The organism is Poinsettia branch-inducing phytoplasma str. JR1 (assembly GCF_000309465.1).
Lineage (GTDB): Bacteria > Bacillota_I > Bacilli_A > Acholeplasmatales > Acholeplasmataceae > Phytoplasma > Phytoplasma pruni.
The window spans coordinates 1-6679 of record NZ_AKIK01000106.1 but is presented as its reverse complement, the minus strand read 5'-3'; the positions used below and the strand labels follow the sequence as shown (position 1 = coordinate 6679).

Here is a 6679-nt window from a genome sequence, read left to right as displayed (position 1 = left end):
GATCTACGATAACTTCTTTTTCTAGACATTTAAATCTCCTTTTGTTTAAATTTTATTTAAATAGAAAAACAACTTTATTCACTTATCACCTACTCTTTCTAGTTCTTTATTTGATAATGTTGTTAATTTTGCAAATTTTTTAATAGATGTTTTAAAGATATTCCTGATTTTGATGATTTGGTAGAAAAATTAATTTCAATGGGAAAATTTTCAGTTGAAGAATTAAAAAAAAATAGGAATAGATGAATAGGAACAAAAAGCATTATCGAAATACGAAAAAATTCCTCAACCTATAAAAACTCAAGTCAAAGGTTATATAAAGAAAAAAAATAAATCAAAAAGTCGACTATGCTATCGCAAAATCTTCAATAAAAGTAGGAACTAAAAAAATATTCGGCAAAGGTTTTGGTAAAGTTTTTTCCCTGAAGTTTTTGAAATTATAGAAATGGGAGAGAAAAAACATGCATCATATTCTCATATAAAAAATAACATAAAAGTTTTAATATTACAAATAATAGTTACGAAAAAACAGCAATTTTTGCTTTTAATTTTCCTAGCCAAAATGAAATTGAAGTTTACGAATTAAGAAAACGTCATAATCAAGATGCATTTGTACCAATATTAGCAAATAGAATTAATTTTTTCAAATTCTTCTCATATGTTAATTAATTTAATACAACCGAAACACAATAGAAAACTCCCATACAAATGTAAATATGTATTGTGGAAAAGAAAAGAAAAAAATAATTCATAATTTAATTTTTCACAAAGGAGATTGCAAACATGGGTATTTTAGATTATCTGATAAATCCATCTGAAAACAAACGACTTAAAAGTTTTTTAAAAGCAAAAAAATAATAACAACAAGACCAATAAAAAGCTTCGTTTTATTATTAAACATAAACCGATCTCTTCTGAAGAGGTTAAAATTGTAACACATAAAAGTGTTTTTGTTAAATTTTTCATTTCGTTTTTTTCTTTTTGTTATAATTAATTTGTTTTTTTTATTATCTTTTTTCTAATTACGTAATTGGTAAAGACGGTTTTAAAATTTTATTTAACCTTTTCAAACGTTGAAAAATAAATCTTTTAATTTTTCCTATAGAAGATTATTACGATCTAATCATAGCTGATTTCTTCTTAATGATGGGCATACTTTTTCTTATTTCTATTATTTACGGAATAAGATTTAATTTTGTACCATCTAGTTTAAGATTTGTTCATTGGATTTATTTTATAGCGGCGGTTTCTTTGACTGGGATTTTGATAGGAATGTTTCAAATGATTGAATGTTTAAGTTTTCTTGATTTGTTTTTTTCTTATTCGTTATACCAACTTCGCTAACGTTTTTCATTTTATTTTTTATGATTTTTTTGTATAAACGTCAAAAAATAAAAGTTAATGACGATTTTCGTTTCTTTTTTAAAATGATTTTTGCGATATATTGATTCAGCAACCTTATTAGTTTTTATTATTATTTTACATTATTATGGTGCAGAATATAATCTTTTATGTGCACTACTTTAATGATAATAGTAGGAATGATAATTAATGTTTTTGGTCTTATAGCAATGTCTTTGCTTTGAGTTAGTACTTTATAGATCAATTTAGATCGTTTCATAGAAGGAAAAATTGAGAAAAAACATGAGTATTTAATCATTAATTTATTATTCGTTAGTTTTTATGAAATATTTTCAACTATCGTCTCACTTCTGATGGACAATTAATTAGAATACATTATAAGGACAATTGATAATTATTAAATCAACCTCTTTATAGCGTCAAAAACTTATTTAAATAGAAAAAAGAAGATTTTTCGTTTTTGTATTCTTTTTTCTATTTTTTCATATAAAATATAAATGGGGATGTTTTTGGTTTCGACATGGTTAATGAGTTTTTATTTATCATATCTTGGTTACGCAAGTAAAAACGCTCGAGGTCATAAATAAACGGCAATACACAAGATAATTACGAAAGCGAATCAACAACTTATAAAGGTTTAGGTTACGCTCCACAATTAACAAGAGCAACTGCTTCTTGTTAATCTAAAAACGGTTTATAAATTTTTTCTTTAAAAATTTTTTTTAAAGAACACTTTTTATTAATCATTTTTTATTCTTCTATAAAACTGAGTTTATCTTTTAAACCGGTTTCATTATTTTCTTCAATATAATTATTTTTTTCTTTTTATAATCATATAAATTATTAAACTATTTCTTTTTTTAAAGAAATACTTTTTGTTTTATATAACTTTTGTTTGTTTTTGAAAAACAAAATAAATATGTAGAATAAATAAAACAAGTTAACTTTGCACAGGGGTTCGAATCCCCTCATCTCCACCAACAGAAATAATAAAGATCATTAAGTTGATTTTCTGAAGTTTTTTTATAAATAATCCTCCCTAATCAACATTAGAAAACAAAAAAACATATTTTTTATCATAATAGCGATATATTATGATAAAAAATATGTTTTTAAGTTAATATGATAAAAAATATTTCCCAAATGTTATTAGGAAATATTTTTCCGCCTGATTAATTATAAAAAATTAACGAAATCTTCAGGTTTTAATTTAAAAGGTGTTTTCTTTCGGCCTTTTTCTCCTTCGGGAAATAGTTTTTCTTTTCCTACGGAAATTAAAATAAGAGGTAAATAATTACTAGGTATATCAAAAAGTTCGTTTACTTGATCAAACTTGCAACCTCCGATAAAACCTCCGTTATAGTCAAACTTTTGTAAAGTAGCGACAAAATTAAGACCTACAATGCCTCCTTCTAAAAATAATTCATTATGTAATTTGTTCTCTTGCATAGAAAAATAATTTTCTTTAATTTGTTTTAAAACCAATTCTTTTCTTTCCAGAGTGATTTCATTATTTAACCATTTTTGTTGATAAATATATTCACTATTTTTGGCTTTATTTAGATCTCCAAACAATAAAACCATAGCTGAACTAGTTTCCAATTGGGTTAAATTACCCTTTAAACAAGTTTTTAATTTATTTTTGTTTTCTTGACTTTCTATGACAAAAAAACGCCATGGTTGCAAGTCAAAAGAAGAAGGAGTGAAACGTATGTCTTGAAATATTTTATCCCAAGTTTCTTTATTTATTTTTTGGTCTTTTTCAAACAATCTAACTGTTTTAATTTTCATTTTACTTTCCTTCGTTTTATGTTTTCTTTTATAATTTTGGTCAATAAATAAAATTTTTATAAAAACATTTACATTGTATTTTAACAAATTTTATTTATCTTAAAAGAAAAAAAGAGAGAAAAATTTTATAATAACAACAAAATTTTTTCCTATTAAAAATCTTCCACTAAACAATATTTTATACAATTTTTTGATAAAAAACAATACAAAATAGAAATGGTTTTTAAAAAAACGCAACATGATGAACAAAAACAAAAATATAATCCTTTTTAAGATTATAATTCTTTTTTTGCTTTTTTCTAGTTATTTAATTTATAAATTTATCCAAGACAGGCAAATAAATATTTCAGAAGAAACGCAAACATCTTTAGAACAACAAAATATTCAATTATCTAATGACTTAACCAAACACAAACAAGATATAAAAAATAAATATGATGACTGGGCAAAGCAAAATAACGCTTTAACACAACGATTATCCGCTTTACAAAAGGACAAAGAAAACTTAGAAAAACAAAATATACAATTAAAAAGCGAGAAAAAAGAATTGATGTCTCTGCAAGTCGACTTGTATTCTCAAATAGAGACTTTAAAAACTGAAAGTTCTCGATTAAAAGACGAAAAACAAAGGTTAAATGATGAAAAGATCGCATTAGAAAGTCGAAACACACAATTAAGCGCTGAAAAAGAAACTTTAATCGCTGAAAAAAACCAATTAGAAAGTCAAATAACGACATTAATAGTTGAAAAAGAATCTTTTACTTTGCAAAAACAAGGTTTGCAAAACCAAATTGAGTCCTTAGAACGAGACAAAAACCAATTAAACGATGACAAAAAGGTTCTTACTTCTCAACAGGCAGAAAATAAAAATAAAATAGATGTTTTAGAGGATGACAAAGTAAAATTAATTACCGAAAGAGCGACTTTAACAGCTGAAAAAACTCAATCAGACAGTCAAATTGCGGCATTAATCGCCGACAAAGAGGCGTTAAATGTACAAAAAAACAGTTTACAAGCTAAAATAGAAACTTTAGAAAAAGAAAAGAATAAATTAAACAAAGAAATAACAGATTTAAAAAAAGCCAAAACAAAATTAGAAAAACAAAATAAGACATTATCAGATGATTTGAGAAAAGAAAAACAGAAAAAAACTGCAGCACCCAATAAAAAAAATAAACCTTAAAAAAAGTTAAAAAATTTGTTTAAATAATTAACATATTTAGAACAAACTTTTTTCACTAATCATATAATTAAAGGTAAAAAAGACCGCTATAAATAGAAAAATATTATATAATTTTCATATAAACTTTTTTCTATTGTTTATATGAAAATAATAAATCAAAAAAGTGAGCAAACCACAATTATGTCTCATTTATTCAAAACTTTACCGAATAATTTTTTTCAAATTTTATCTTCTCCTAATAAAGATATTTATATTGATTGTCTTTTGTTGTTAGAAAATCTCGCCAATAAAGAAAATAATATTTACATTGAAAAAGAATTAGCAATCAACGCTTTAGAAAAGTATTTCAATGAGAAAAACAAACATTTAGTAACTGAAGAAAAAGAACTTATTGAAGAAATAGATAAAACAGCGATCAACAATCATCAAAAAGCTTCCAGAGTTATTTCTATCTTTAAAAAAAACGGTTGGTTGGGCGAAGAAAGAATTAATTATAATACCATTAATTTAAATTTTTTCGATTATAGTTTAGAAATGATTAATTTTTTTAAAAAAACTCTGAACGAAATTAAACCAGAATCGATTGGGAATATTTATAGTGTTTATTCTCTTTTGAAGTTTTTTTTAGTAGAAAAAAATTACGCTAATTTTCACGAAGCAGTTTCTAAAACGCAAAACCTGCTAGTAAAATTAAAAATTTTAAAAGCTAATATTTATCGTTTTTATCATCAATTATTAAATACTGATTTTCAATCAAATGTGCAAGATATTTTAGAACAATTGTTGTTGAATTATAAAAAAAATTTTTTTGATTCGTCTTATTATTTGTTAAAAACAGCGGATAATTTTTTTAAATACAGAAGACAAATTAATTTATTTTTAGAAGAAATACAAGATAACTCGCTTTACATTGAATCTCTGGCGGAACAGATTCAATATATTTATGGTTTTTCAGAACAACAATCTTATTCCATGATTTTGGAACAAATCGAACAAATGAAAGAAAATTTTAAAACAGCTGATCAATTGATTGAAATTATAGACCAAAAAAACGAACAATATTTAAAAATAGCTTGCAATAGGATTTTGTTTTTCAACAATAAAAAAGAAAATTTACAAAATATTTTGAATTATGGTTTAAAAATGGTTCTTAATAACCAAATAGAATATCAAGAATTTTTCAATCTTTATCCAATGAAAAATTTAGATCAACAATCTTTTTATAAACCTCGAAGAGTGAAACATGAAATAGGAATTTCTTCTTTAGACTATATTTCTGAAGGATCAAAAAATATTTTGACTCAAAAGAAAAAAACTTTTTTAAATAGAGATTTGTTTTATAATAAAAAAAATATCAATCTTTATGTAGAAGAAATGTTAAAACAAAAAAACCCTTTTAAAGGCTCAGAAATTATTTTAAATAATGATCGCGATATATCGCGTTTAATTCTTATTTTTATCTATTCTAAATCTTCAGATAAAAAAAATATTTATCGTATTGTACCTTTGCGCCAAAAAGTAACCTGCAATAATATTTCTTTTTCTGATTTTTTAATTTTTAAAAAAGAATGATTTAAAGGTTAAAAATAATTTTTTAAAACTTAGATATTAATGATGAATTTAGATGATTTTTTTTCTTGTCGTAAAATATAAATCATATAGGAAAAAAATATTTTTCAGTTATAATGGTTGATGGAAAGAGCAATCTTTTTCCAAAAAACCATTAGAATAAATATTTTGAGAACCTTAAATGATGAAATTTTTTCGCATGAAATCCATTTATTATAAATTTTTCTTATTCTTTTTAACTTTTTTGTTGTTTTTAATCTTTGCCCTAAGTTTTTGGTTCATTAGTTCCATAAGGAAAGAAAACCAATATTTAAAGCAAAAATATGATAATTTTACCAAACAAATATTTAAAATTAAAATTAATCCACAGATTGAAAATTGTTATAATTTGTTGACAAAAAAAATAGTTCAAAAAAACCACTTTTTTAGCGATGGCAAAACCATTGATTTTATTGAAGAATTTAATGAAAACGAACAATTAAAACAAAAAACTTTTTTTCAAATAGACGGTAAAACTAGAAATTTTATAGAAATTTATGATATAAATTCTCATAAAATAAAAAAGATTTTTTTTAGAACAGACGGGCAAAGGCCAGAAAAAATTATTGAATATAATCGACCGAACAAATTGATTACAGAAACCGTTTTTCAAGAAGATGGGAAAACGGTTCAAAAAATAATTAAAAAAACTTACAACGCCGAAATTAAAACTAGTTAAGCAATATTTCGGATCATATTTAATCCTTGAAAATTCTCTGATTAAGAATTAAAAAA

General features: G+C 23.6%; 4 protein-coding genes. 3 read left to right on the top strand and 1 reads right to left on the bottom strand.

What is annotated here, in order from left to right:
• Positions 1-2538: 2538 nt before the first annotated feature.
• On the bottom strand, positions 2539-3153 hold the full coding sequence (locus ON17_RS02440; protein ID WP_026072007.1) for a nitroreductase family protein: 615 nt from the start codon (positions 3151-3153) through the stop codon (positions 2539-2541).
• Between the two features lie 289 nt (positions 3154-3442).
• Here ON17_RS02440 and ON17_RS02435 point away from each other — a divergent pair, with 289 nt between their 5' ends.
• The 3 genes from ON17_RS02435 (at position 3443) to ON17_RS02425 (ending at position 6623) form a co-directional block, all read left to right on the top strand.
• A complete protein-coding gene (locus ON17_RS02435) occupies positions 3443-4336 on the top strand; it encodes a hypothetical protein (RefSeq protein ID WP_261974259.1) in 894 nt (297 codons plus the stop codon).
• Between the two features lie 180 nt (positions 4337-4516).
• Entirely contained in the window at positions 4517-5908 is a 1392-nt protein-coding gene (locus ON17_RS02430) for a Wadjet anti-phage system protein JetA family protein (RefSeq protein WP_017191910.1), read from the top strand.
• Between the two features lie 196 nt (positions 5909-6104).
• Positions 6105-6623, top strand: a complete 519-nt coding sequence (locus tag ON17_RS02425) for a DUF2963 domain-containing protein (RefSeq protein WP_017191908.1) — start codon at positions 6105-6107, stop codon at positions 6621-6623.
• Positions 6624-6679: the final 56 nt, after the last annotated feature.